Raw genomic sequence first — 23,219 nt, 5'->3', positions numbered from 1 at the left:
CCTCCCCGTACAGCGCGCCTTCCACCAACCAGAAAGGCGCTGCCGTTCGATTCCACCAGGTTTCTTGGGAGAAGGACTTGGCTCTGGCCCTACGATCAGAACTGGACGCTCAGGGTGGCCTTGGCCGACTGATCCCGCAGGCCCGACCCGAACAGCCCGCCGTAGGAAAGACCAAGAGTGGCCCTCTCGGTAACGCTCACATCCACCCCGGCGTCGAGCACCAGAGTATCCTGCACCAAAGGCAGACCAGCAATGGTGAAAGCATTGCCGCCCGAAGCGAACCGCATTTGCGAGGTCGGCGCATCACCGAATGCGTGACGCCAACCGACCATGCCACGCAACGTGGCATCCATATCCCCAAGCATCATATCGGCTTCAGCGCGCAGGCCGAGCGTCGTGAAGGTCGCATCGACAGTGCCAGACGCCGCGGTCAAAGCCGCTGCCCCACCAGTCTCGGTGAATTCGTCGGTGGAGAGGTTCACATACGCCAGATTTGCAAAAGGCTCCAATCGGGCGGAGCCCATTTCGAGACTGTAAGCCGCCTCCCCCCAGGCCTGCAGGGTTCGGGCGCTGTAGGAAGAAGAAAGACTGTCTGAGAAACCCGAGAACGTCACCGTCCGTGATGTATCGAGGCTATGCCAGCTATGGGCCACACCGCCCATCAGGGTGAAACTGTCCCACTCCCCACCCCCGTAGGCACCAAGTGTGTATGTATCGACCGTGCCGGAGGACCTGCGATCATCGACACTGAAGCTCGAGCGAGAATAGCCTCCTAACACGCCAAAGCGCAGATCTTCCCAAACCGACGCATCACCACCCATCAGGATACCGCCTATGGAGCGGTCGAGACCGGCGGCATTTCCGTCGCCATTCCATTGGCTCCACGAACCAACAGCCTGCCCCCACACCCCTGGGGTCAGAGAGTCTCTGTCTTGGGCATCATTTTCGATAGCAACGCCACCCAGTGCCATGCGCATCCGACCCATCGCCGCTTCGCGGGGAAATCGGCTGTCATCAAGAAGTGTGGTATTCGCCGAAGCGTGGACCTCGCCTGAAAGCCGGTCGAGAGCGATGGGTGCTTCCGCGTTGGATAACGGCAGAACCGCATCATACACACTGTTTCCCGCGCCCAGCGAAAAGGTGCCATCACCCGTCGCGCATTGATTGGCGGACATGCCTGACACGCAAAAGCCCGTCACAGGCGTCACGGATAGCGTCGAAGTCAGGTAGACATTGTTGGCGTCGTAGGTGTCCGTAAAGTCGAGGAAGGCGAAACCGTCCGTCACATTGTCGAAGCCAGTTCCCACCAACGGATTCGCAGATGTGACGATGGTGTAAGTGCCCGGCGTATAGGTCGAACCGTCATCGGTTCCGTTCTCAGGTGTTACGTGCACCGTGCCGCCGTGGATCGTGACATTTGTGCTGTCCAGCAGGTCGTTGTGTGTTCCAGCAGAAAAGCCGCCATTTTTGAGTTCGACCTCATAGAACGAACCGCCTTCGAAGGTCGCCGAGAACATGTTGAGCGTGCCGATGGAATTGCCCGGCGCCAGTGTGCCACCGGACCGAATGGTCGCAGAGACGACATTGCCGGTGCCGCCCAGAGTGCCATTGCTGTAGACGGTTACGTCACCACCAAACCCGTTACCAAGTGCTCCGTTGACATAGAACTGGCCGCCGATCACATGCGCCTGCCCACTAAACCCGCCCCCATCGCCAGTAAGAACGGTTTCCCCGGCGATATGGGTGATGGTTCCAACCCCGGAGATATCGGGCGAAAAAACGTAGCCCGTGTCGGTGTGGTTGAACAGCAGGTTGCCCGTGCCGTCTCCGAACTCGATTTTGCTGGCGGACAGTGTGCCTGCTGCCTCGGCAGGGTCATTTGCATACCCCCCGATGGCCAAGCCGCCGAACGAACCAGTATACTCCGCGAGAAGCAAGGTACCCGCCCCCGATTTGACCCCCATTTTGCCGCCATTGGCGATCTTCATGATCCCTTCGCCAGAGCCTCCGAGTTTTAGGTCGCCATTCGTGATCGACCATTGTGATCCCGGTCCGGTGATGATGACTTCACCTTTTCCGCCAGTCGACAGCCCGGCTCCGCTAACGATGTCGCTGGTGACCTTACCGCCATTCGTGATCTGCAAAAGGCCGTGGTTCAAATTACCAACCACCAGCTGCAAATTGTTCCACTGCGCGCCGGAGACGAACACACCGTTATTGTTTCCCGCACTGGCGTTGTGATCGATGTATCCCTCGTCAGAATTGAGGATGCTACCGTTCTGCATGATCAGCCTTCCATCCCCAATCGAAGCTGATGCATCGGAACCGACATAGATATCGCCAGCGAGAGCTGTGCCCCCGTTGATAATCGGCATATTGGAGCCCGCCGGCATTTTGATGAACGCATTCAAGCCAGTTCCCGGTCTTCCGGAATCCCAGTTTGCATTGTCGTACCAGTTGATCTGATTGACGCCGGACCCCGCTGTCCAACTTGTCTGTTGCGCCAACGCCGGTGTCACGCCAATCGATACAAGACACAACGCGGCGATATTGATCGAAAGCAGAGCCGGCCCCTGGCATCGGCTGCGTCGCTCCTCATTTTCAATCGCGAATTGCCCGATTTTTCTGGCGACATTGTTCGTCGTCAAATCACTGTCCTCTTCACCTGAACGGCTTTCAACCGAATTCCCACCCTGAAAGCCCGCGCAGATCCAGCGAAACGGACCGTAGCGACAGGGCCAGAAACCGGTCTAGCGGAGCCACGCACAGGACTCATGATGCAAATTGACTATGAACCGGCGAGTTCTGGACGGATACAGAACGATCTCACTGTGTGTGCCGCTATGCGTTCACAACACGATCGGAGGCCTACCCCACATAACTGGCCCAAGTTTCATGCGGCTTGCCGGAGGGACGTTGAAACGGGAGCCGCGAATGTGCCTTTCATAGACGTTACCGGCGGCTGCTTGCCGCTAGCGCCTTGCGGTCGATCACTTGACAGTTTTTTCGGGTCCCGGTACGAGCGTACAAGATGACTGAACGCGAATGTCAGATATTTGATTGCGAAAATCAACGACTTAGAAGGATTGGAGGTTCGAATCCCTCCTCCGCTACCATTCTCCTTCAGGCCAAAAAATCCCATCAGTTGGATAGAACGGTTTCCCGTCGTTTGTGCCGTTCTGCGCGCGTCATCTTGTCCTGCGCGACGTCCAGATTCTCCTGCCCGCATCCGGGCGGAAAGCGCCATAGCGGACACTCTGCGCGCATATAGAAACGCCCGCAACGATGTCGCGGGCGTCTGAGGGCTGGCCTATCGTGCGCCCCAGGTGTCGGAGAGGCGGTAGCCGCCGGGCCAGGGATCGTCGGGGTCCAGCATGTGCTGGTGAATGCCCGTGACCCAGCCACGCCCGGAAATTTCCGGCAGGATGGCTGGCACGTCGCCCACGCGGGTCTCGCCGAGAATGCGGCCGGTAAAGGTCGAGCCGATCAGCGAAACCGCCGTCAGCCGGTCCTGTGGCCCCATCTGCCCACGCGCCGCCAGAACCGCCATGCGGGCGCTGAGCGCAGTGCCGGTGGGCGAGCGGTCGATCTTGCCGGGACGGATCGCCACCGCAGCGCCTGCGCGCAGACCGTCCGCATCGCGCTCGACAGGGCCGGCGAAAAGGCAGAACGAGATATGCCGCCAGTCCGGGTTTTCCGGATGATGGAACCCCAGCGCCTCATTGGCGGCGGCGGTGATCTTCACACCAAGCCGCGCCAAATCATGCGCCTCATCCGGTTCCAGCGAGAAGCCAAGCGCCTGCGCATCCACGAAAACGAAACTGTCGCCGCCATAGGCCGTGTCCACGCTGAGCGTGCCAAGGCCTTCCACTTCCAGCGGCGCATCAAGCCGTGCGGCAAAGCTCGGCAGGTTCTGCACGAAAATGCGCTGCGCCTTGCCATTGGCGCACTCGGCCCGCACCCGCACCAGACCACCCGGCGCTTCAAGCACCAGCTCGGTGACCGGCTCGGTCATCGGCAGAATGCCGCCATCGAGCAGCACCGTGGAGACGCAGATTGAGTTCGAGCCGGACATGGGCGGCGTGTCTTCCGGCTCCATGATGATGAAGGCAGCGTCGGCGCGCGGGTCTTTCGGCGGCACAAGCAGGTTCACATGGCGAAAGACGCCTCCCCGCGGCTCGTTCAGAACGAAATTGCGCAGCGTCTCGTCCCGCGCGATCCACCGGCTCTGTTCCCACAGCGTGTCGCCCGGCGGTGGCGTGACGCCGCCCACGATCACGTCACCCACCTCGCCCTCGGCATGGGCGGAAATGACGTGAACCGTCTTGCTGCTGCGCATCTCATCGTCTCCTTTGCATAAAGTGTCAGGCGAGCCAGTCGGGAAGCGCCGTGCGCGCCCGACCACTCACCGCAGCTTCTGCGCAGTCGCGCAGAGAGCCGAACCGGACGCTGCGCCCGGAAAGGCCAGGCGCGTAATGGGCGTATTTGCCGGAATTGGTCATCAGCGTGCGGGTCTTCGGCGGGAAAACCGGCTCGGAGATCGAACACCAGCACAGATCCGCCACCACCTGCACGCCCGAGGCTTCAAGCCGGGCGATGACACCCGCCTCTCTGGCCTGCGCCAGCGCATCACGCCCCAGCGTGACAATCGCCGCCGTGTCGGCGTGGCAGACACGGTCGTCGAGAAGCTGCGCCAGCGCCGCGCACTCGGCGAACGAAAAATGCGGACTGCCAAAGGCCACCAGATCGACCTGCTCGCCGCCGGCATTGAAGGTCTGCCACGCACCGGCCAGATCGGCGGAGCCGATACGCGCGCTGTCGGCATCCGCCGCCACAGGTCCGTCCGCCTCAGGCGTGACGCCAGCCACATGCAGCATGGGTGCGGCCGAGGTCGTGCCGAACGCGGCGCACAGCGCCTTCAAATCGTCTTCGGACGGGTTGGTGCTCTCCAGCCCCGTGAGGAGTGGAATGCGGTCCGGCGAAAGCCGCCCGGCCAGCCAGCCAAGCAAGGGCCAGAGCGCATCGTCATATCCATGGGGCAGATCCACATGGATCACGCGGCGCGGGGCGCGGTTATCGTCGAGATAAACGCCGGAAAGCGGGGCGCGACCGGTCAGCGCAATGCACAGATCGAGAAAATCGGGGTGTTTGACCGTGCGTGCGCCCAGAACACTGTTGGCGTAGATCACCGCGTTGGATTCGGCCCATGCGATGGCCTCGCCCTTTCCCGGCGCTTCCGGCAGAAGATAGGGCGCACAGGTGAAGCTGGGGCGTGCGCCCATGTCGACATAGGCCTGCGCCAGACGCGCCGCCGGCTGTCCGAAATCGGGCGAAACGCCCTGCGCGCGCCAGTTTGCGAAATCGACGGAAATCGCGTTCATCGTGGTGGGAATGCGCAACCGCGCGCCAAGCTTCACCATCGCCTCGGCAAATCGCAGATTTGCGGGGCTGGCATAGATGCAGCCATCGATATGGCCGCGCGTGACATCCACCAGCCCTTCCGCGCCCTGGCTCGCCGCCATGGTGCAGATCATCTCCATGGCCAGCTGTGCTGCAGCGCCCTGCCCGCCGGAGAGCATCTCCCGGTCGTCGTCGCCCAACACAAGATCGGCGCTGTCGAGAGGTTTCAACGGCACCGACAGCGCGCCGGCCTCAATGCGATCTGCATCAATCCGCGCAAATGGTGCGTCCGCAAGGGCGTCGTAGTCCGCCGGCCCCAGCCGCACAACGGAGAGCGGCCTGTCGAACATGCGCGCGGCAATCAGCGCGCCAAGCGTCAGAATGTCCTCCGCCTCGCGGAAGACCAGCGCTGCCGGCGCGTGGCCATTGAGCGCGAGTTCCAGCAGCACGCCGCTGCCGGTGCACGAGCCACGGCTCGTCGGCATGAGCACCACTTTTCCCGCGATGGTCTCGCCACACAGCGGATGATGCGCGTCGATCACACGGCCAGTGGCCGGATCGACCCCGCCCCAGAAGCTCAGGCCCTCGGAGAAGGCGAGCACCGGCCCCTCGGCCACGGCAGACAGAATGAGCTTTCCCATTGGTTCGCGCCGATCAGGTAACAACAAAGCCGTGCGCGAACGGGTCGCGATCATCGATGAAGAGCGTATTGAAGCCGGTCACCCGCGCCCAGCCGGCAATCGACGGCACGATTGCCGCGCGGTCGGCCACCTGCGTCGCCCGCTCGACACGACCGCGAAACAGCGAACCGATGATGCTTTCATGCACGAAATCATCGCCGGGCCTGAGCTTGCCCTTCGCGGCGAGCTGCGCCATGCGGGCCGACGTGCCGGTGCCACAGGGCGAACGGTCGATGGCCTTGTCGCCATAAAAGACCGCATTGCGCGCATGGGCCTCGGGATCGCGCGGCGCGCCAGTCCACAGAATGTGGCTCAGACCGTTGATCGCCGGATGCTCGGGGTGAACGAACTCATATTTCGCGTTCAGCGCCGCACGCAGTTTCGGGCTCAGGCCGATCAGCTCGGAGGCGGTGAAATCGGCCATGTCGCGAAAATTCTTCTGCGGCTCGACGATGGCGTAGAAATTGCCGCCATAGGCAACGTCCACGACGATCTCGCCAAGCCCCTCCACCTCGGCGGAAAGCCCTTCGGCATAAAGGAAGGCGGGCACATTGGTCAGCCGCACTTCCTCGATGAAGCGGCCTTCCTGACGATAGGTGACATCAACGCGGCCGGCCGGCGTTTCCAGCCGCAGTTCGCCCGGCGTCTGCGGGCGGATCAGGCCATTCTCCAGCGCGATAGTGACCGTGCCGATGGTGCCGTGACCGCACATGGGCAGGCAGCCCGACGTCTCGATGAAGAGAACCGCCACGTCGCAATCCTCGCGTGTCGGCGGATAGAGGATCGCGCCGGACATCTGGTCATGCCCGCGCGGCTCGAACATCAGGCCGGTGCGGATCCAGTCATATTCGGCCAGGAAATGCGCACGTCTTTCCAGCATGGTCGCGCCACGCAGCATCGGCGCGCCCCCTGTCACCAGACGAACCGGATTGCCGCAGGTGTGGCCGTCGATGCAGGGAAAAGTGTACTGGGTCATGTCTACCTCGTAAAACGCGCCGGCGAGAATGGCGCAATGTCGATGCCGGGTTCCTGCCCCGTCAAAAGATCGGCCACGATATCGGCCGTGCCGGTCGACTGGGTCAGCCCCAGATGACCGTGACCGAAGGCGCAGATCACATCCGGACGGCCCGGCAGCGGGCCGATGGCCGGCAGCGTGTCGGGCAGCGAAGGCCGGAAGCCCATCCACTGCCTGCCGCCGGAAATGTCCAGCCCCGGCAGGAACGCGGACGCCTTTTTCAGCATCGCTTCGGCGCGGGCATAGTTGGGCGGCAGGTCCAGCCCGCCAAGCTCCACCGCGCCACCGACGCGCAGTCCTGAGCGCAGGCGCGAAATCACGAAGCCATGTCCGCCGAAGGTGATGTGCATGCGCAGGTCGAACCCGCCGCCGGGAAAGGTGGTGTTGTAGCCGCGTTCCGTCTCCAGCGGGATACGCACCCCGGCGGTGCGCGCCAGACGGTGCGAGAATGCGCCGGCTGCCAGAACGACAAGGCCCATCCGGTCACCGGCGGTGGTGCGCACGCCGCCCGGTATCAATGCCTGCGCTTGGGCAATCTCGATCTCGCCGCCATCGGCGCGAAACCGCTCGGCCAGCGCCAGCGTGTAATCCTTCGGATCGTCGATGGTCGCCCAGCCCGGCGTGAAGGTGGCGTGGGTGAAGCGCGGCGAGAGCCCCGGCTGATATTCGGCGATCTCGTCGCCCTCAAGATGACGGAAAGCAATGCCCGCGGCCTCGCGCGCCTGCCAGCCGGGCAGAGAAGAGCGAAACTCGCGCGCACCTTCATAGACCTGCAACTGCCCCTCGCGACGCAGCATGCCGGTCAGGCCAGCCCGCTCAAGGAAAGGATCGAGCGTTTCCTGCGCGCGGCGCATCATCGCCGTCTGCGCGACGATGGAGGCGCGCACCTGTGCCGGCCAGCTTGCCCGCCAGAAACGCAGCATCCAGGGCGCGATGCGCAGCGCATATCCCGGCCGGATGCTCAGCGGCCCGAGCGGATCGAGCAGCCATTTCGGGGCCTGGCGAATGATCCTCGGTGAGGCCAGAGGCAGGATGTCGGGAAAGGCGAATGCCCCGGCATTGCCGGCGGACGCACCCGCCGCCGGCCCTTCACGGTCGATCACCTGAACCTTCAGGCCGCGCGCCTGCGCCGCCAGTGCAACCGAAAGGCCGATGACCCCGGCCCCGACAACAACAACCTCAGGCCGGCTCATTCAACGTACACTCGAAAGGAAATTGCGTGTCTCTTCATGCTGCGCATCACCGAAAATCTGCTCGGGCGGGCCGATCTCGGCCATGACGCCCTTGTGGAAGAACGCGACCCGGTTCGACACGTCGCGAGCAAAGCTCATCTCGTGGGTCACACAGATCATGGTCATGCCATCGTCTGCCAACATTTTCAGCGTGTCCAGCACTTCACCCACAAGCTGGGGGTCGAGTGCGGAGGTCACTTCGTCAAACAGCATGTAGTCGGGCGACATGGCCAGCGCACGGGCGATTGCCATGCGCTGCTGCTGCCCGCCCGAGAGCCGGTTGGGATAGACCTTCAGCTTGTCGGCGAGGCCGACATGGCTCAGCTGCTGAACGGCGATCTCCTCGGCGTCGCGGCGCGACATGCCCTTCACCTTGCGCGGCGCGAGCGTGACGTTTTCCAGAACCGTGAGATGCGGGAACGCGTTGAACTGCTGGAACACGATGCCGATCTTGCGGCGTAAGAGGTTCAGGTCCGTTGTCTTGGCGTGCACCTCCGTGCCGTCAACGAGGATGCGCCCGCTGTCGATGGGCTCCAGCCCGTTGATGCAGGTCAGAAGCGTCGACTTGCCGGAACCGGAACCGCCAATCACCGACACCACCTCGCCCTTGTCGACGGTCAGGTTGATGCCTTTCAGAACCTCCAGCGCGCCGAAGGATTTGTGAACGTTTTCAATCTCAATCATTCTCTTGCCACCTTTTCTCCAGCCGGCCTCCCAGGCGGGCGATGGGAAAACTCAGGGCGAAATAGATCGCGCCGGTAATGAGCAGGATGAACATGGGCTCCTGCAGGCGCGTTACGAGGATCTGGCTGGCGCGCAGCAATTCGATGATGCCGAGCCACAGAACTAGGGCGCTGTCCTTCATCACCCCCAGGGTGAGACCGATCCAGCTTGGCAGGGCCACGCGCAGCGCCATCGGAAAGACGATCTGCGTCATGTCCTGTCCCCAGCTCAGCCCCAGCGAACGCGCCGCCCGGCGTGTCACCAGCGGCACTGCATCGATCGCGCCACGCACGATCTCGGTGCAATAGGCCGAGGTGTAGAGCGCCAGCACCACGCAGGAGGTGACGAAGGGCGAGAGTTGCAGGCCCGCAATGGCCTGAAAGGCGTTTGCGAGGATCAGCTGGATAAGCAGCGGGACCGAGCGGAAAATGTCGAGCACGAAGACCAGCGGCAGTGTGAGCCACGGGCTCACATGACTTCGAAGGACACCGAACAGAAGGCCCAGAAGCGTGCCCCCGACCACCGCCAGAATGGTGATAGACAGCGTGACGCCTGCACCTTTGATCAGGAACAGAATGTCGTTGAAGCTCAGAGAGGTTTCAAACATCGCCTATCCTCCTCAATACCGGAACAGGCGCCAGGCGACGAGCCGCGCTGCGAACATCACGGCCTTGGCGATGCAGTAGTAAAGCACGGCCGCCAGAGCGAAGAGCTCGAAGGTGCGGAAGGTGCGTGCGTTGAGATCCTGCGTCACACCGGTCAGATCGGTGCTCATGCCGACGGTCACACCGAGCGAGGTCATGAGGATCGCCCAGACCATCTGGTTGGTGGTCGGCAGAAACGCGATGCGAAACATCTGCGGCATCACGATCAGGCGAAACGCCTTGGCCTGCCCCATGCCGAGCGAGCGGCCCGCGCGCACCTGCGTGCCGGGGATCGCCCGCAGCGCGCCGCGAAAGGTCTCGCACAGATATCCGGCATTGTTGAAGGTGATGCCGGCCAGAAGCGCGACGAAGGGGCTGAGATAGATACCGAAGGAACCGAGGCCGAAATGCGCCATGTAGATCTGAAACAGGGCGGGCGTGTTGCGCGCCACCTCGACCCAGGCCATGGCCGGCCATTGCAGCCATTTTGAACCGGAGTTGCGCGCCACCGCCAGAAGCACCGCGATGGTTATGCCGATCACCATCGACAGAACCGCGATCTGCATCGTTACAAGCGCACCGTCCAGCATCTGCGGCAGGGCACGAAAGGCCTGCCGCCATTGAAAGGTGTAGTCGAACATCCTGCGCTCCGCTTTGTGTCCGTATTGGGCGGGGGGCGCAAAGCCCCCCTTCCCGGATCAGCGGTAGACCTTGTTGACCGTCAGGTCCGGTGCTTCGCTGCCGACCCACTTGTCGTAGAGTTCAGCGTAACGGCCCGTGCGCACCTGCTGGTTGATGAACAGGTCGAGATAGTTCAGCAGACCGTATTCGCTGCGCAGCGTGATCAGCGACACGTAGTCGGGCAGGTAAGGCGCGTCGCCGCCAATGGTCAGGCCCTCATAGCGGCCGCTCTCCACGATGGAGGAGGCAACCGTGGAGGTCACGACAGTGGCGTCGATCTGGCCCTGCGACAGCGCGAGGAACACGTCGGCCTGCGACTGGTAGGGACGGAAGCTGCCGCCCTCGCCCCACTTCTTGATGTCCTCTTCCAGAGCGATGGCCTCATAGGTGCCGGCAACCGATCCGACGGTGCGGCCCTTGAGCGATTCATAACCGTCGATCTCGGTGCCATCGCGGGTCAGGACAACATTGGTAAAGGCGAAGTAGGGAATGGTGAAGCCCGCCGTCTTGGCGCGCTCAAGCGTGTCGGACGTCGAGGCGACACCCACATCCGCACGGCCCGAAACGAGTGCGGGAATGCGGTCGGGGAACGGGGTTTCGACGATCTCGGCCTCAACGCCCAGCGCCTTGGCAAGGTCGTTGCAATAGTCGACGTCGAAGCCAATCGGCTCGTTGTTCTCATCGCGCGAGCCCATGGGCGGGAAGTCCAGCACCACCGCACAGCGCAGCGTGCCGGAGGCGATGATGTCGTCCAGCTTGTCGGCCTTTGCCGGGCCGGCAACCATGGCGGCAGCCATCAGGCCGCCAGCGATAATCTTGAAGTTCATGTCTCTCTCCCAGGTTTTTGAGTTTCAGCCGGCCGGCACGCAGCGCGGCTGAAACCAGTACAGGCAATCACAAAACCCACCAAAATACAATTTGCATATTTATTGCCGACAGAAAAAATTTTCCATTGTTTGTCAGAATCCCACGATCCTGTCGGGAAGCCATGTGGCGAGCGCGGGGAAGGAAGCGACCAGCAGCAGGGTCAGAACCTGCAGGGCGATAAAGGGCAGAACGCCACGGCACATCTGGCCATAGGTCATGCCCGGCGGCGCGATCGATTTCAGGTAGAAGATCGACGATGCCATGGGTGGCGTCAGATACCCTGTCTGGATGACGATCAGCACCAGCGTCGCAAACCACACCGGATCAATACCGGCCGCACGGATGAAGGGCGTGAAAAGCGGCACGCAGATCAGCACATTCGCGGTCCAGTCCAGAACGAAGCCAAGGACGAAGACCACCAGCAGGAAGAAGATGATCATTCCTGTCGGGCCAAGCCCGGCGCTGTCGATGAACTCGCGGATCAGCCGAGCGCCGCCATTGGCCGCGAACGCTCCCATGAACATCGTGCCGGCTGCAACGATCAGCAGGATCATCGCCGAAATCCGCACCGTGATCGCAAGCGCGTCGCGCAGCATCGGCACGGAGAAACGCCCATTGAGAACACAAAGGGCCAATGCGCCGGCCGCACCCACTGCGGCTGCCTCGGTCGGCGACGCGATGCCGGCCAGGATCGATCCCAGAACGGCAAGGATCAAAAGCACCACCGGCAGCATGACCGTGACCGTCAGCCACAGCTTTTCTCCGAGCGCGACCGTTTCCTCTTTCGGATCACCGGGCTCTGGCTGCGGCGGATTGATGAGGCCATGGATGAAGATGTAGCCCAGGAACAGGACCACCATCAAAAGTCCGGGCACCATCATGCCGGCGAGCAGCTTGCCCACCGACATCTGCGCGAGCGAAGCATACATCACGGCAATGACGGAGGGCGGGATCATGGTCCCCAGCGAGCCGCCGGCGCAGATCGTGCCTGCGATCAGCGAGTTGCCGTAGCGCGCCCGTTGCATTGCCGGGATCGCCATCATGCCGATCATCACCTCGACCGCGCCGACAACGCCGGCGGCGGCGGCAAAGATCGCGCCCATGGCGATGGTCGCCAGCGCCAGTCCACCCGGCAGGCGGGCAAGCCACAGGTTCATGACACGGAACAGGCGTTCGGCGATGCCCGAACGCTCCAGCAGCGCGCCCATGAGAATGAACATCGGGATCGCCGACAGGATGAAATTCGTCGAGGCGGAATAGAACGAGCCGTAAAGCTGGTTGAAAGCCACCTCGCCGAAGGCCGCAAGCCCTGCCCCGACTGCCACGACGATCAGGGAAAAGGCGATGGGCAAGCCCAACAGGATCAGCGCGAACAGCGCCGGAAACATAAGTCCTGCAATCAGCATGTCAGGTCTCGATCTTGAAACTGTCGTCGCTACGCGGTGCGGTCAACGCCCGCAGCCCCTCGGCGACAAGTTGCAGCGCCAGCGCGGCAAGGCCGATCGCCAGAGCGCTGTAGAATGGCCACATCAGCGGGGCCCACGGGCTGACATGCTCCACCTCTCCGGTCTGCCAGGCGCGCAGGGCACGCTGGCCGGCGATCAGCGCCAGCCATGTGAAGACCGGGCAGAGAACCGCAAGAAAGGCAAAACCGTCGATAGCGCCACGCACCCGCACCGGCATGCGCGACGACAGGAAGTCGATGCGCACATGGGCGTCTTCGCGCAGCGCCTGCGCCGCCCCGAGGACGAAGAGCACGCCCGTGCTCATGTAAGCGATATCGAAGGCCCAGAGCGTCGGCGCGCCAAAGACATAGCGCGCCACCACCTCATAAAGCATGGAGGCGATCAGGATCAGCACCATCGCCTGCGCGATGTAGTTCAACCCGAGGGAAATCCGGTCTGCGACGGAGAGCAGGAAGCTCTTCATGATCGCCTCCCCGCGTCTAGTTGCCGTTGCGGATCAGATAGCCGCTCTGCTCCGCCCAGCGATTCTCATAAGCGAAGTACTCGTCGAGGATCTCGGCCATGAGCGGCTTGCCGTCGGCCTTCTGCGCTTCGGCGGTCTTGCGGATCCAGTCGCGCCCGGCATCGGAGAGTTCCTGCTGGAAGGCAGCATCCAGCTCGATCACCTCGGCCTTGCTGGAGCGAAGCGTCTCCATCGCCTTCATGTCCTGATCATAGAAATGGATCAGCGACTGCATCGTGGTCAGCTCGGATGCAGCTTCGATCTTTGCCTTGAGGGCATCGTCGAGTGCGTCCCAGGTCTCCTGCTTGACGACCACTTCCCACAGGAAGGTCGGCTGATGCACGCCCGGCACGACGATATACGGCGCGGCCTCATGGAACCCTTCCGGCAGATTGCCCGAGGGCGGGCCCCACTCAATGGCGTCGACGCCCTTGCGCTCCAGAAGTGTGTAGATTTCACCCGGCGGCACGACGGTCGGAACCGCACCGAAATAGTCGCGCATCACCTCGGCCCAGGGACCGGATGTGCGGTATTTCAGGCCCTTGAGGTCGGCAGCGCCTTTGATCGGCTTGTTGGCGTGCGCCATGATCTCGGAAGAACCAATACCGACGACAAGCGACTTCAGGCCTTCTTCGGCGCGCAGTTCGGAAAGCTTCTCACGGCCACCGCCTTCGAAGATCCAGGTGGAATAGGCTTCGGGGCCCATGCCGCCCGGAAAACCTGCGAAGATCGCATTTACCGGGTTCTGGTTGACGAGATAGCTCGGCGTGGAGTGGCCGGCCTCCACAATGCCGTCCTTCACACCGTCATAGACCTGAAGCGCCGGAACGAGAATGCCCGCGCCGAATGGCTGGATCTCGACAGCACCATCCGTCAGGCGGTCGACATTGTCGGCAAAGCGCTCAAGGAAATTCACATAGAAGGGAGAACCTTCGGGCACCGAGGTCGGCACGCGCCAGGTCACTTCCTGCGCCTGTGCGGCCGTGGCGGCCAGCGCCACTGCTCCGGCAAAGGCCAAACCTTTGAGATCAAGAAACATATCAACTCCTCCTTTGACGTTCTTGGTGGCATCCAACCAAAGCCGGCTATGGATGCACTCAAAATTTATACAAACTCAATTCTCCATGTCGACAAAAAAAATAATTAAATTTTTGAAGGCGCGCGCGCCCTGTTCCGAAAGCCGGCGGAACCGGTTGAACCCAAAAAAGAAAAGGCGCGGCGCGCATCCATGATGCACACCGCGCCCCTTCAAGGACGATTGGCGCCAAGCTCCCTGAACCGCAGTGCGGTCAGCCGCGCGCGTCTTCCGGCAGCAGCGCCTCAGGCATGTTCTGGTAGCAGACCGGCCGCAGGAAACGCCGGATCGACAGCGTGCCGACACTGGTCGCTCCGAAATTGGTGCTGGCCGGATAAGGCCCGCCATGCACCATCGTGTCGGAAACTTCCACACCGGTCGGGAAGCCATTGACCAGCAGGCGACCGGCCTTGCGTTCAAGGATCGGACGCAGCGCCTGCGCAGCCTCGATGTCGGCTTCGTCGATATGCAGCGTCGCCGTGAGCTGTCCCTCCAGACCGCGCGCGATGGCCTCGAACTCCTCAGCCGAAGCCGCACGTACGACGAGGCCGAGCGGGCCGAACACTTCGTGATGCAGCATCGGGTTCTCGAGGAACTCCGCCGCCGTGGTCTCGTAGAGAGCCGGCGAGGCGCTGCGCCCCTCGGCCTCGGTCACCATGACCGGGCGCGCGGCGCTGCTTTGCGCAATCTGATCACGGCCAGAGCAGAAGGCCTGCGCGATGCCGTCCGTCAGCATCACCTGCGCGTCGATCTGCTTCAGCCCATCGGCGGCGGCCGCGATGAAACGGTCGGCAGCTTCACCATCAATGACAAGGGCGATGCCGGGATTGGTGCAGAACTGCCCTGCCCCCATGGTCAGCGACCCGGCCCAGCCGCGTCCGATTTCCTCGCCGCGCGCCTGAAGCGCCTCCGGCATCACGAACATCGGATTGACCGAACCAAGCTCGCCAAAGAAGGGGATCGGCTCGGGCCGCGCGGCGCACAGATCGAACAGGGCGCGTCCGCCGGCAAGGCTGCCGGTGAAGCCAACCGCCTTGATCAGCGGGTGCTGCACGAGCGCGGCGCCAACCTTGCGGTCGCCGCCCTGGATGAGCGAAAAGACGCCGGCGGGCATGCCGCATTTTTCAACTGCCGCAAGGATCGCCTCGGCGACGATCTCGCCGGTGCCGGGATGCGCCGAATGGCCCTTCACCACGACCGGGCAGCCTGCGGCCAGCGCGGCGGCCGTGTCGCCACCGGCGGTCGAGAAGGCGAGCGGGAAATTCGATGCGCCGAACACCGCGACCGGTCCGATCGGGCGCTGCACCATCACCAGTTCCGGGCGCGGAGCGGGCTGGCGATCGGGAAGAGCCGCATCATGCCGGCGGTCCAGATAGTCACCCTTGCGGATGTGATCGGCGAACAGGCGAAGCTGGCCGACCGTGCGTCCACGCTCTCCTTCGAGCCGACCGGCGGGCAGGCCCGTCTCCTGCGTTCCGATTTCGGTGATGTCTGCGCCACGCGCATCGATCTCGTCAGCGATGGTTTCGAGGAAGACGGCGCGCTGTTCGCGCGAGGTCGCCGAATAGGTCTCGAACGCCTGCTCGGCAGCCTGAACCGCGCGATCCACGAGATCGACGGTGCCCACCGAATAGTGATGGCCGGGACCGTGCGCGGGCGATGATTCGAACGTGTCGCTGCCAGCGATCCATTCACCTGCAATCAGGTGTTTGCCGTGAGGTTTGAAGGGCATGAGTCCCCTCCTTCTTGCTGTGGGTTTCAGTCCATCGCGAGGGTGTCGGAAAGCCGCAGGTCTTTGCTGCTGCATGGCTTGCATCCGCCTCTTTCTGCATACAATATGTATACAGGATTGCAACCCAGCAACCGGAGGAAAGGACATTTTATGACGGAAACAACGCTGGCCATCGGCGAACTGGAACAGCTCGTCGAGGAGATCCTGCGCAAGGGAGGACTGTCACCGCTTCATGCGGGAGCGGTTACGCGCGTGATCGTGGCGGGTGAGCGCGACGCCTGCAAATCGCATGGCGTCTATCGCATCGAGGGCTGCCTGCGCACCATCAAGGCCGGCAAGGTCGTGCCGGATGCCGAGCCGGCGCTGACCAGCGACGGGACCGCGATTGTTCGCGTTGATGCGCGCGGCGGCTTCGCCAATGCCGCGTTCGAGCTTGGCGCGCCGGTGCTGGCGGAGAAAGCCCGCACGATGGGGCTGGCCGCGCTCGTCATCAACGACTGCACGCATTTTGCGGCCCTCTGGCCGGAGGTCGAGGCACTGGCCGAACTGGGCCTTGCCGCCATGGCCATGTGCCCGAGCTATGCCAGCGTCGCACCCGCCGGCGGCAGCGCCCCGCTTCTGGGAACCAACCCGTTTGCCTTCGGCTGGCCGCGCCGCGACAGCGATCCCTATGTGTTCGATTTCGCCACCAGCGTCGCCGCACGCGGTGAGATCGAACTGCATCGCCGCGCCGGCAAAACCCTGCCCGAGGGCTGGGCCATCGATCCGGACGGCAACCCGACCACCGACCCGGAAGCAGCACTTGCCGGTGCAATGCTGCCCTTCGGCGGACACAAGGGCTCGGCCATCTCAACCATGGTCGAGCTGCTGGCCGGTGTGATGATCGGCGACCTGACCAGCCCCGAGGCGCTGGAAGCGCTGGGCACCACCACACTCGCGCCCGCCCATGGCGAACTGATCCTCGCCTTCGATCCCGCCCGCTTCGCACAGGGACGCGCAGGCGACCCGATGGCGCGCGCCGAGGTGCTGTTCGAAGCGTTTGCCGGACAGGGCGCACGCCTGCCATCGCAGCGCCGTTTCGCGGCCAGGGCAAAGGCCCGCGCGGAAGGCATTCGCCTCAGTGCAGACGAGATGGCGCTGCTGGAGCGGCTGCGCGAACAGGGGCTGGACGCGGTCTAACCCCTTAGGGGCAGCCTTCATTCCATCGAAAATGAAAAAGCCCTCCCGGAACCAGCCGGGAGGGCTTTGTTTGTCGTCACAGGCCTCAGGCGGCGTATTTGGTCACCGCGCCGGGCAGCTTGCTCCACTCCGCATACCATTCGCGGAACAGGCGATACTGCGCCTCGGCATAGCCGCGCTGGCTGTCGGAGAGCTCGTCCGTCTCGTTGAAATGCAGGGTGTATTCCTTGTCGCCGTTCAGCACCATCATGTGCTTGTAGTAGAGGACAAGATCCGGCCCCTCGTCGAAGGAAGAGAGAACGGCCAGCGCCGCATCCAGCTCGGCGGCCCGCTGGCGCGCATCGGCGTCGCCGGCAGCGGCAGCCTGGCTGAGCGCAACCAGATGCAGCACTTCCTTCGGCAGCACATTGCCGATGCCGGTGATCGCGCCGCTGGCGCCGCAATTGACGAAACCATGAACGACAGTCGTGTCGACACCGATCATGAGCTTGATCGTCTCGTCACCGCTGGTGATGTTCTCGGCCGCGTAACGCAGATCGGCAGCGCCGCCGAATTCCTTGAAGCCAACCAGATTGGGATGCTCGGCGCGCAGCGCGAAGAACAGGTCGGCACGGGTAGCGAAACCATAATACGGGCTGTTGTAGATGACCGCCGGCAGGTCGGGCGCAGCCGCGAGAATGGCCTTGAAGTGGTTGCGCTGTGCTGCGGGCGAATTGCCGCGCGACAGGACACGCGGGATGACCATCAGACCATGAGCACCCACCTTGGCCGCATGCGCCGCATGCTCCACTGCCTTGGCGGTGTTGACCGCACCGGTGCCGACAATCACGGGAACGCCAGCTTCGACCAGACGCGCCACGCCCTCCATGCGCTCCTCATCCGTCAGAAGCGGCCAGTCACCCATGGACCCGCAATAGACAACGCCGCGCATGCCTGCCGCGATCAGCTCTTTGCCCTTGCGCACCAGTGCGTCGAAATCCGGCGTCCGGTCGTCCTTGCACGGGGTCATCAGCGCGGGAATGCAGCCCGTGAAAATATCGTTGCTCATGCTCGTCTCCTTCGAATGCATGGTTTCGCGCGGCGCACGACATCCGTCCGCACCTGATTCCAGATTGGATCAAGAGGAAAATATCACTTGTATTTTTTTTGTCGACACAAATTTTAGGCAATGTGCTTTCCCTGCCCCAGACATTGAGGCGCAGGGAAAACAGACATGCATTTGACAGGCCAGCGTCCCGGACAAAGGACGCCGACATTGGCCTAAAGCGCGATTTGCTGACGATGATCCCGGGCGATCATGTTGCGGATCTGCGCAACGATCTGATCGGCATGCTCGCTTGCCAGCTTGTCGGCCGTTTCCACGTCGCGGGCTTCGATTGCGGCGATCATGTCCTCGTGTTCGATGACATAGCGCTGCGGCAGCCGGTCGTTGAAAGACGAGTAATAGAGCCGCAGAAGTCGCCGTCCCTCGTCAAGCAGGCGCAGGAACAGGCTCTCATAATAAGGGTTGCGCGCGGCTGCAGCGATGGCTGCGTGAAATTCACGATTGGTGGCGATCATCGCCAGCGCATCCTGATCTTCCACCGCCTTGGCGAACTCCGCCTGGCGGGCGCGGATCGTGACCAGGTCTTCGGGCTGGTAGTGCAGCGCCGCCAGCCGCGTGGTCACGCGATACATCAGCGTGATGGCGTCAAAGAATGTGTGCAGGTTGAGAAAGTCGATATTGGCGACGACAGTTGAGCGGTTCGGAAGCGTGGTCACCAGCCCGTCACCGGCCAGACGCACGAGGGCCTCGCGGATCGGCGTGCGCGACATCGACAGGCGCTTGGCCAGCTGGATCTCGTCGATGGGGCTTCCAGGAGCCAGCGCCAGATCCAGAATTTCGTCCCGCAATACGTCGTAGACAAACTGTACGCCGGAACCGCGCTTGCGTTCAGTAGTTTTGCGCGTGGCGCTATCAGACATTTTCGCTCCTCGTGTGCACAAGAAAAATACTGTTAGATGGCAGATGGATTAATCGTCAAGTTCAGTTGAGGCCATAAAGTCAGTTTGTGGCTGGCAAGACATGCCGCCTGCGATCCATGACAGTAAATCCGCAGATCCGGGAAAGATCGGCTGGCGGGCGCGTTTCAAAGCGGCAGTTCCTCAAACACGGAAACGATGGCGTCACGCACCACGAGCACCGCCGGATCGCGCAGCACGTCTGGCCGCCATCCCAGTTCAATGCCATAGACCGGAAGCTCCAGCGGGCAGGACAGGACTTCCAGACCAGCCAGCTCCGCAACGGCCCGCGCCGCGTGGGTCGGCATCGTCGCGATTGCGTTTTCTCCGCTGAGAAGAAACGGCACGGCGGCAAAATGCGTCGTCGAGACCTCCACGCGTCGCCGCAGCCCAAGGGCGAACAATGCATCATCGACGATCCCGACATAGCCGCCCGACGAAATCAGCAGGTGATCGCGGCGCAAAAACGCCTCCAGATCCAGTTCTCCCGCCCCGCCGCCGGGGCGTTTTTGGGCAACACAGGAATATCCACCGGTCATGACCGTCTGGCGTCCAATGGAACGCGATGTAAACCCGCCCGCCGCCAGCACAAGATCCACCGTCCGGCCGGCGAGCATATCCGTCGCCTGATAGCTGTTCGTCTGCCGCAGCAGCAGGCGAAGCCCCGGCGCATCGACCCGCAGCCTGTCTGCCAGCGCTCGGCCAATGGCGATCTCCAGATCATCCGAGAGGCCAATGGATATGGTGCGGTCGCTGAAGGACCGGCTGCCTTCGTCCGTGGCGAGCAGGGTCTTTCGACACAGGTTCAGCGCCTCGCGGACCGTTGCGCTCAGTTCATGCGCCCGCGCGGTGGGCACCATGCCCCCGCCCCCGCGCTCAAACAGCCGGTCCTGATAGACCGTTCGCAAACGGGAAACCGCGGCACTCACGGCAGACTGGGTGAGCCCGAGCCGTAGAGCCGCCCTGCTCGCGCTGCCTTCCTCGTAGATCGCCTCGAAAACCTTCAGCAGGTTCAGGTCCACATCCAGAATATGAATTTCATTCATGATGGTTAGTTCCGACTCGATCTTGATTTATATTGCATCAGGAACCTAGGGTCAGGCCCCATTAATATGGAGGCTCGCCGCTCATGACCAAATCCATCATTTCCGCGTTGCAGATCGGCTCATCACCAGCCGGAAAGGCTGAGACGCTGTCAGCGATCCTGAGCCATGAACAGGAGATCCGAAGCACCGGCGCAAACCTTGTCGTCATGCCGGAAGCCGTGCTTGGCGGATATCCAAAGGGAGAGACATTCGGCACCCGGCTTGGCTACCGGCTTCCGCAGGGGCGCGAGGCCTTTGCCGCCTATTACGAAAATGCCATCGAGCTGCCCGGCCCGGAGACGGAAGAACTGGCCGGCCTCTCAGCCCGCACCGGGGCAAATCTGGTTGTCGGCGTCATCGAGCGTGGCGGCAACACGCTTTACTGCACGGCCCTGTTCTTCACCCCCGAAGAAGGGCTGGTCGCAAAGCACCGCAAGCTGATGCCGACCGGAACCGAAAGACTGATCTGGGGTCAGGGTGACGGGTCCACCATGCCGGTCATCGACACTGGCGCCGGACGCATCGGCGCGGCGATCTGCTGGGAAAACCACATGCCGCTTCTGCGGACAGCCCTTTACGCCAAAGGGATCGAGATCTGGTGCGCGCCGACCGTGGACGAACGCGATGTCTGGCAGGCTTCAATGCGCCACATCGCCCATGAAGGGCGCTGCTTCCTCGTCAGCGCCTGCCAGTATCAGCCATCCCCGAAAGAGCTGGGCGTAACCGTCGAAGACTGGGACGATGCGCGCCCGTTGATCAATGGCGGAAGCATGATCGTCGGTCCTCTGGGCGATGTTCTGGCTGGTCCGCTCACGGGGCGCGAGGGGCTGGTAACGGCCGAAATCGACCGCTCCGAGCTTGTCCGCGCACGCTACGATTTCGACGTCGTCGGCCATTACGCAAGACCGGATGTCTTCAGCCTCAACGTGGATGAACGGCCAAAGGCGACGGTGCGGTTTACCGGTTGACCTGATGGGCCGAAAGAGCCGACACCCGCAACCGCAGCCGGCTCATACACCAGCGCCGGGATGAGAGGAGCAGATGGCCAGTTTCGAATTCTACGGCGTGATCGTGGCTGCCGCTCTCCTCACAACGCTGGTGGGGATCGGGTTTCATTCGATCATTGCGGAGCCATGCGAAGACCGAAGCTCCAGAACACTCGCTGCCGCGATAGCCGTCGGCGTGGTGGTTCTGGGATCGATTGCGCTCGTATTCGTTTAGAAGAGGCGTCGCCGGCCACGCGCGGCGAACGCCTGCCTCATCAAAATGCCTTGCCCATACGGAAGAACAGCCGCGCGCCCGGATCGTCCTGCGCCTCCGGCCTGGTCCAGGGCAGTGCTGCGCCCACTTCAAACAACAGGCTCTCATTCAGCACGCCGCCCATGGTGAGACCATAAGAGCCCAGCCCCTGCTGCACGAGCACATCACCCGTCTCGTGGTTCCACGCCGACGCGTAATCGGCAAAAGCCGTGAAGGACAGAAATGGCAGCGCCGAGAGCCCCGTATCCACCCGGTGGCCAAGCTCCACCGCCGCCGCAGCTGCACTGTCGCCCATCAGGGCGCCTGCATCGAAGGCGCGCCCATAGGACTGCCCGCCCAGCGCGAACTGGACGGAGGCCGGCAATGCCGTTGGTGAATACTGGCCGGCAGCGCGAACACGAAAGCTGAAATGCTCACCCAGCGGGCGGGAATAATCCATCGAGCCGCGCAGATAGTGATAACTCCCCGGCACATCGCCAAGATCGAGATCGGAAACCACACCGAAATTGATCCCAGCCTCGGCGGAGAGCGAACCTTCACCCAGAACGCGGTCATAGGTCAGGGAAAACCCTGCCCGGCGCACACGGCTGCGCGAGACCGGCATCCCCATCACATCCACATGGTCGTTGTGAATGACGACCTCGGCCCGCCCGACAAGGCTCTGCTGCAGGCTTCGCAGGAATGGGAAAGAAAGATAGCCCGTGCCGATCACCGATGCGATGCGGATATCCTGCGCACTGAGGTCACCACCCGGTTTCTGACCGATATAGGCAAGGCTGTAGCCTGCCTTCAGGCCATCATGGCCTATCGGCATGTCCTGTGCGAGCTGAAGAAAGACCATTTCCTGCGGATTGTCGGGAATGGTGACCCCCAGAAGACTCGTCGTTTCAAAACGACCGAACAGATCGTTGAACTCCGCACTGGCGAGCAGTTCCAGCGGCCCGACGCTGCTCGACCCATAATTATCAAGAGAAATGACACCGGAGCGTGGCGAAAAGCCGACCTTGAGCTTCAGGAGACCACCGGCGCTCGGTGTTTCAGGGCGTACGAACGTGCCCTCGATCTCCAGCCCGCCCAGATCACTCATCAGAAGGAGAACCCGCTCCGCCTCTTTCACGCGGATCGGCTGCATGGCGAGAATACGATCGATGTAAGGCGCCAGACGCTGCTCGATCCCGGGCAAATCGCTCGTGATCTCCACGCGCTGCACATAACCTTCATAGACCTGCAGGCGTACGCGCCCGGAGGCGAAATCCTGCACCGGTACGACGGTCATGGAGTAATAGCCGGCGGCGAGATAGGCCGCATCCACCGCATCGGCAATCCGGTAAAGCTCGGCCATGGTGATGGTCTTGCCAAGCTGGTCCTGCCAGATTGGAGCCAGTGCTTCCAGCGGCAGACTGCGCGCGCCATCAACACTGACCGAGCGAAGTTGAATGCGCACGCCTTCCGCATCGGCATCGGAAACGCGTTTGCGCTGATCTTGAACCCTGATGTCCACCGTGCCCAGCGCCTGAGGCGGGGTGAAACGCTGCAGAATGACCGTTTGGCCGGCAACCGTGCGTTCAACCGGCGTTGACTGGGCGAAAGCCGTCTGCGGCATCAGCGCCGCAGACAGGAACAAAGCCGCAAGAAATGCGTGACGGCTCCTGCCACGCACTGAAGACATCGCCTGCA

Annotated in this window: 20 protein-coding genes; 3 read left to right on the top strand and 17 right to left on the bottom strand. The window is 62.6% G+C overall.

What is annotated here, in order from left to right; translation table 11 throughout:
- Positions 1 to 95: 95 nt before the first annotated feature.
- From AC4PTT_RS06110 to AC4PTT_RS06050, 13 genes are all read right to left on the bottom strand, one after another.
- Positions 96 to 2,648 carry an autotransporter outer membrane beta-barrel domain-containing protein gene (locus tag AC4PTT_RS06110; RefSeq protein ID WP_492162290.1) on the bottom strand — a complete coding sequence of 851 codons (2,553 nt, stop codon included), beginning with the start codon at positions 2,646 to 2,648 and terminating at the stop codon, positions 96 to 98.
- Between the two features lie 662 nt (positions 2,649 to 3,310).
- Entirely contained in the window at positions 3,311 to 4,339 is a 1,029-nt protein-coding gene (locus AC4PTT_RS06105) for a trans-3-hydroxy-L-proline dehydratase (protein ID WP_206547753.1), read from the bottom strand.
- A gap of 25 nt (positions 4,340 to 4,364) precedes the next feature.
- A complete protein-coding gene (lhpI, locus tag AC4PTT_RS06100) occupies positions 4,365 to 6,041 on the bottom strand; it encodes a cis-3-hydroxy-L-proline dehydratase (protein ID WP_492162289.1) in 1,677 nt (558 codons plus the stop codon).
- Between the two features lie 13 nt (positions 6,042 to 6,054).
- Positions 6,055 to 7,056 (bottom strand): 4-hydroxyproline epimerase, encoded by a 1,002-nt coding sequence (locus AC4PTT_RS06095; RefSeq protein WP_206553658.1) that lies wholly within the window; start codon positions 7,054 to 7,056, stop codon positions 6,055 to 6,057.
- 2 nt (positions 7,057 to 7,058) lie between these two features.
- A complete protein-coding gene (locus AC4PTT_RS06090) occupies positions 7,059 to 8,288 on the bottom strand; it encodes an NAD(P)/FAD-dependent oxidoreductase (RefSeq protein ID WP_492162288.1) in 1,230 nt (409 codons plus the stop codon).
- Positions 8,289 to 9,011 carry an amino acid ABC transporter ATP-binding protein gene (locus AC4PTT_RS06085; RefSeq protein ID WP_113152815.1) on the bottom strand — a complete coding sequence of 241 codons (723 nt, stop codon included), beginning with the start codon at positions 9,009 to 9,011 and terminating at the stop codon, positions 8,289 to 8,291.
- Positions 9,004 to 9,657 carry an amino acid ABC transporter permease gene (locus AC4PTT_RS06080; protein WP_492162287.1) on the bottom strand — a complete coding sequence of 218 codons (654 nt, stop codon included), beginning with the start codon at positions 9,655 to 9,657 and terminating at the stop codon, positions 9,004 to 9,006. The genes AC4PTT_RS06085 and AC4PTT_RS06080 overlap by 8 nt, the downstream gene beginning before the upstream one ends.
- Before the next feature lie 12 nt (positions 9,658 to 9,669).
- Positions 9,670 to 10,335, bottom strand: coding sequence for an amino acid ABC transporter permease (locus AC4PTT_RS06075; RefSeq protein WP_113152817.1), 666 nt, complete (start codon positions 10,333 to 10,335; stop codon positions 9,670 to 9,672).
- Between the two features lie 57 nt (positions 10,336 to 10,392).
- On the bottom strand, positions 10,393 to 11,202 hold the full coding sequence (locus tag AC4PTT_RS06070; protein ID WP_113152818.1) for an ABC transporter substrate-binding protein: 810 nt from the start codon (positions 11,200 to 11,202) through the stop codon (positions 10,393 to 10,395).
- 132 nt (positions 11,203 to 11,334) lie between these two features.
- A complete protein-coding gene (locus AC4PTT_RS06065) occupies positions 11,335 to 12,648 on the bottom strand; it encodes a TRAP transporter large permease (RefSeq protein ID WP_492162286.1) in 1,314 nt (437 codons plus the stop codon).
- Position 12,649: 1 nt separating this feature from the next.
- Positions 12,650 to 13,171: a TRAP transporter small permease subunit gene (locus AC4PTT_RS06060; RefSeq protein WP_113152820.1), complete on the bottom strand. Its 522-nt coding sequence runs from the start codon at positions 13,169 to 13,171 to the stop codon at positions 12,650 to 12,652.
- A gap of 16 nt (positions 13,172 to 13,187) precedes the next feature.
- Positions 13,188 to 14,249 carry a TRAP transporter substrate-binding protein DctP gene (gene dctP / locus AC4PTT_RS06055; RefSeq protein WP_224873441.1) on the bottom strand — a complete coding sequence of 354 codons (1,062 nt, stop codon included), beginning with the start codon at positions 14,247 to 14,249 and terminating at the stop codon, positions 13,188 to 13,190.
- Positions 14,250 to 14,499: 250 nt separating this feature from the next.
- On the bottom strand, positions 14,500 to 16,017 hold the full coding sequence (locus AC4PTT_RS06050) for an aldehyde dehydrogenase (NADP(+)) (protein WP_432516079.1): 1,518 nt from the start codon (positions 16,015 to 16,017) through the stop codon (positions 14,500 to 14,502).
- 150 nt (positions 16,018 to 16,167) lie between these two features.
- Between AC4PTT_RS06050 and AC4PTT_RS06045 the strand changes: the two genes are divergently transcribed.
- Positions 16,168 to 17,196 carry an Ldh family oxidoreductase gene (locus AC4PTT_RS06045; RefSeq protein ID WP_492162285.1) on the top strand — a complete coding sequence of 343 codons (1,029 nt, stop codon included), beginning with the start codon at positions 16,168 to 16,170 and terminating at the stop codon, positions 17,194 to 17,196.
- Between the two features lie 85 nt (positions 17,197 to 17,281).
- On the opposite strand, the gene AC4PTT_RS06040 is transcribed toward AC4PTT_RS06045, so the two are convergent.
- From AC4PTT_RS06040 to AC4PTT_RS06030, 3 genes are all read right to left on the bottom strand, one after another.
- Positions 17,282 to 18,244 (bottom strand): dihydrodipicolinate synthase family protein, encoded by a 963-nt coding sequence (locus AC4PTT_RS06040; protein WP_113155991.1) that lies wholly within the window; start codon positions 18,242 to 18,244, stop codon positions 17,282 to 17,284.
- A 212-nt stretch (positions 18,245 to 18,456) separates the two neighbouring features.
- Positions 18,457 to 19,161 carry a GntR family transcriptional regulator gene (locus AC4PTT_RS06035; protein ID WP_206547758.1) on the bottom strand — a complete coding sequence of 235 codons (705 nt, stop codon included), beginning with the start codon at positions 19,159 to 19,161 and terminating at the stop codon, positions 18,457 to 18,459.
- A gap of 164 nt (positions 19,162 to 19,325) precedes the next feature.
- Positions 19,326 to 20,243 carry a LysR family transcriptional regulator gene (locus AC4PTT_RS06030; protein WP_492162284.1) on the bottom strand — a complete coding sequence of 306 codons (918 nt, stop codon included), beginning with the start codon at positions 20,241 to 20,243 and terminating at the stop codon, positions 19,326 to 19,328.
- 83 nt (positions 20,244 to 20,326) lie between these two features.
- On the opposite strand from AC4PTT_RS06030, the gene AC4PTT_RS06025 reads away from it, so the two are divergent.
- The gene (locus AC4PTT_RS06025; RefSeq protein WP_492162283.1) at positions 20,327 to 21,250 is read left to right on the top strand and encodes a carbon-nitrogen hydrolase family protein; all 924 of its coding nucleotides are present in this window, start codon (positions 20,327 to 20,329) and stop codon (positions 21,248 to 21,250) included.
- 73 nt (positions 21,251 to 21,323) lie between these two features.
- Positions 21,324 to 21,503, top strand: coding sequence for a hypothetical protein (locus AC4PTT_RS06020; RefSeq protein WP_113152827.1), 180 nt, complete (start codon positions 21,324 to 21,326; stop codon positions 21,501 to 21,503).
- A 40-nt stretch (positions 21,504 to 21,543) separates the two neighbouring features.
- On the opposite strand, the gene AC4PTT_RS06015 is transcribed toward AC4PTT_RS06020, so the two are convergent.
- Positions 21,544 to 23,211 carry a ShlB/FhaC/HecB family hemolysin secretion/activation protein gene (locus tag AC4PTT_RS06015; protein ID WP_492162282.1) on the bottom strand — a complete coding sequence of 556 codons (1,668 nt, stop codon included), beginning with the start codon at positions 23,209 to 23,211 and terminating at the stop codon, positions 21,544 to 21,546.
- Positions 23,212 to 23,219 lie beyond the last annotated feature (8 nt).

This window comes from Nitratireductor sp. WH36-1 (assembly GCF_058725515.1).
Note: the sequence above shows the minus strand (reverse complement) of the source record. Positions and strands in the feature narration are given on the sequence as shown.

Excerpts from the sequence above, each read along its gene's own strand:
- AC4PTT_RS06105 (WP_206547753.1), bottom strand. The coding sequence starts at position 4,339 with ATGCGCAGCAGCAAGACGGTTCACGTCATTTCCGCCCATGCCGAGGGC.
- lhpI (WP_492162289.1), bottom strand. The coding sequence starts at position 6,041 with ATGGGAAAGCTCATTCTGTCTGCCGTGGCCGAGGGGCCGGTGCTCGCC.
- AC4PTT_RS06095 (WP_206553658.1), bottom strand. The coding sequence starts at position 7,056 with ATGACCCAGTACACTTTTCCCTGCATCGACGGCCACACCTGCGGCAAT.
- AC4PTT_RS06090 (WP_492162288.1), bottom strand. The coding sequence starts at position 8,288 with ATGAGCCGGCCTGAGGTTGTTGTTGTCGGGGCCGGGGTCATCGGCCTT.
- AC4PTT_RS06085 (WP_113152815.1), bottom strand. The coding sequence starts at position 9,011 with ATGATTGAGATTGAAAACGTTCACAAATCCTTCGGCGCGCTGGAGGTT.
- AC4PTT_RS06080 (WP_492162287.1), bottom strand. The coding sequence starts at position 9,657 with ATGTTTGAAACCTCTCTGAGCTTCAACGACATTCTGTTCCTGATCAAA.
- AC4PTT_RS06075 (WP_113152817.1), bottom strand. The coding sequence starts at position 10,335 with ATGTTCGACTACACCTTTCAATGGCGGCAGGCCTTTCGTGCCCTGCCG.
- AC4PTT_RS06070 (WP_113152818.1), bottom strand. The coding sequence starts at position 11,202 with ATGAACTTCAAGATTATCGCTGGCGGCCTGATGGCTGCCGCCATGGTT.
- AC4PTT_RS06065 (WP_492162286.1), bottom strand. The coding sequence starts at position 12,648 with ATGCTGATTGCAGGACTTATGTTTCCGGCGCTGTTCGCGCTGATCCTG.
- AC4PTT_RS06060 (WP_113152820.1), bottom strand. The coding sequence starts at position 13,171 with ATGAAGAGCTTCCTGCTCTCCGTCGCAGACCGGATTTCCCTCGGGTTG.
- dctP (WP_224873441.1), bottom strand. The coding sequence starts at position 14,249 with ATGTTTCTTGATCTCAAAGGTTTGGCCTTTGCCGGAGCAGTGGCGCTG.
- AC4PTT_RS06050 (WP_432516079.1), bottom strand. The coding sequence starts at position 16,017 with ATGCCCTTCAAACCTCACGGCAAACACCTGATTGCAGGTGAATGGATC.
- AC4PTT_RS06045 (WP_492162285.1), top strand. The coding sequence starts at position 16,168 with ATGACGGAAACAACGCTGGCCATCGGCGAACTGGAACAGCTCGTCGAG.
- AC4PTT_RS06040 (WP_113155991.1), bottom strand. The coding sequence starts at position 18,244 with ATGAGCAACGATATTTTCACGGGCTGCATTCCCGCGCTGATGACCCCG.
- AC4PTT_RS06035 (WP_206547758.1), bottom strand. The coding sequence starts at position 19,161 with ATGTCTGATAGCGCCACGCGCAAAACTACTGAACGCAAGCGCGGTTCC.
- AC4PTT_RS06030 (WP_492162284.1), bottom strand. The coding sequence starts at position 20,243 with ATGAATGAAATTCATATTCTGGATGTGGACCTGAACCTGCTGAAGGTT.
- AC4PTT_RS06025 (WP_492162283.1), top strand. The coding sequence starts at position 20,327 with ATGACCAAATCCATCATTTCCGCGTTGCAGATCGGCTCATCACCAGCC.
- AC4PTT_RS06020 (WP_113152827.1), top strand. The coding sequence starts at position 21,324 with ATGGCCAGTTTCGAATTCTACGGCGTGATCGTGGCTGCCGCTCTCCTC.
- AC4PTT_RS06015 (WP_492162282.1), bottom strand. The coding sequence starts at position 23,211 with ATGTCTTCAGTGCGTGGCAGGAGCCGTCACGCATTTCTTGCGGCTTTG.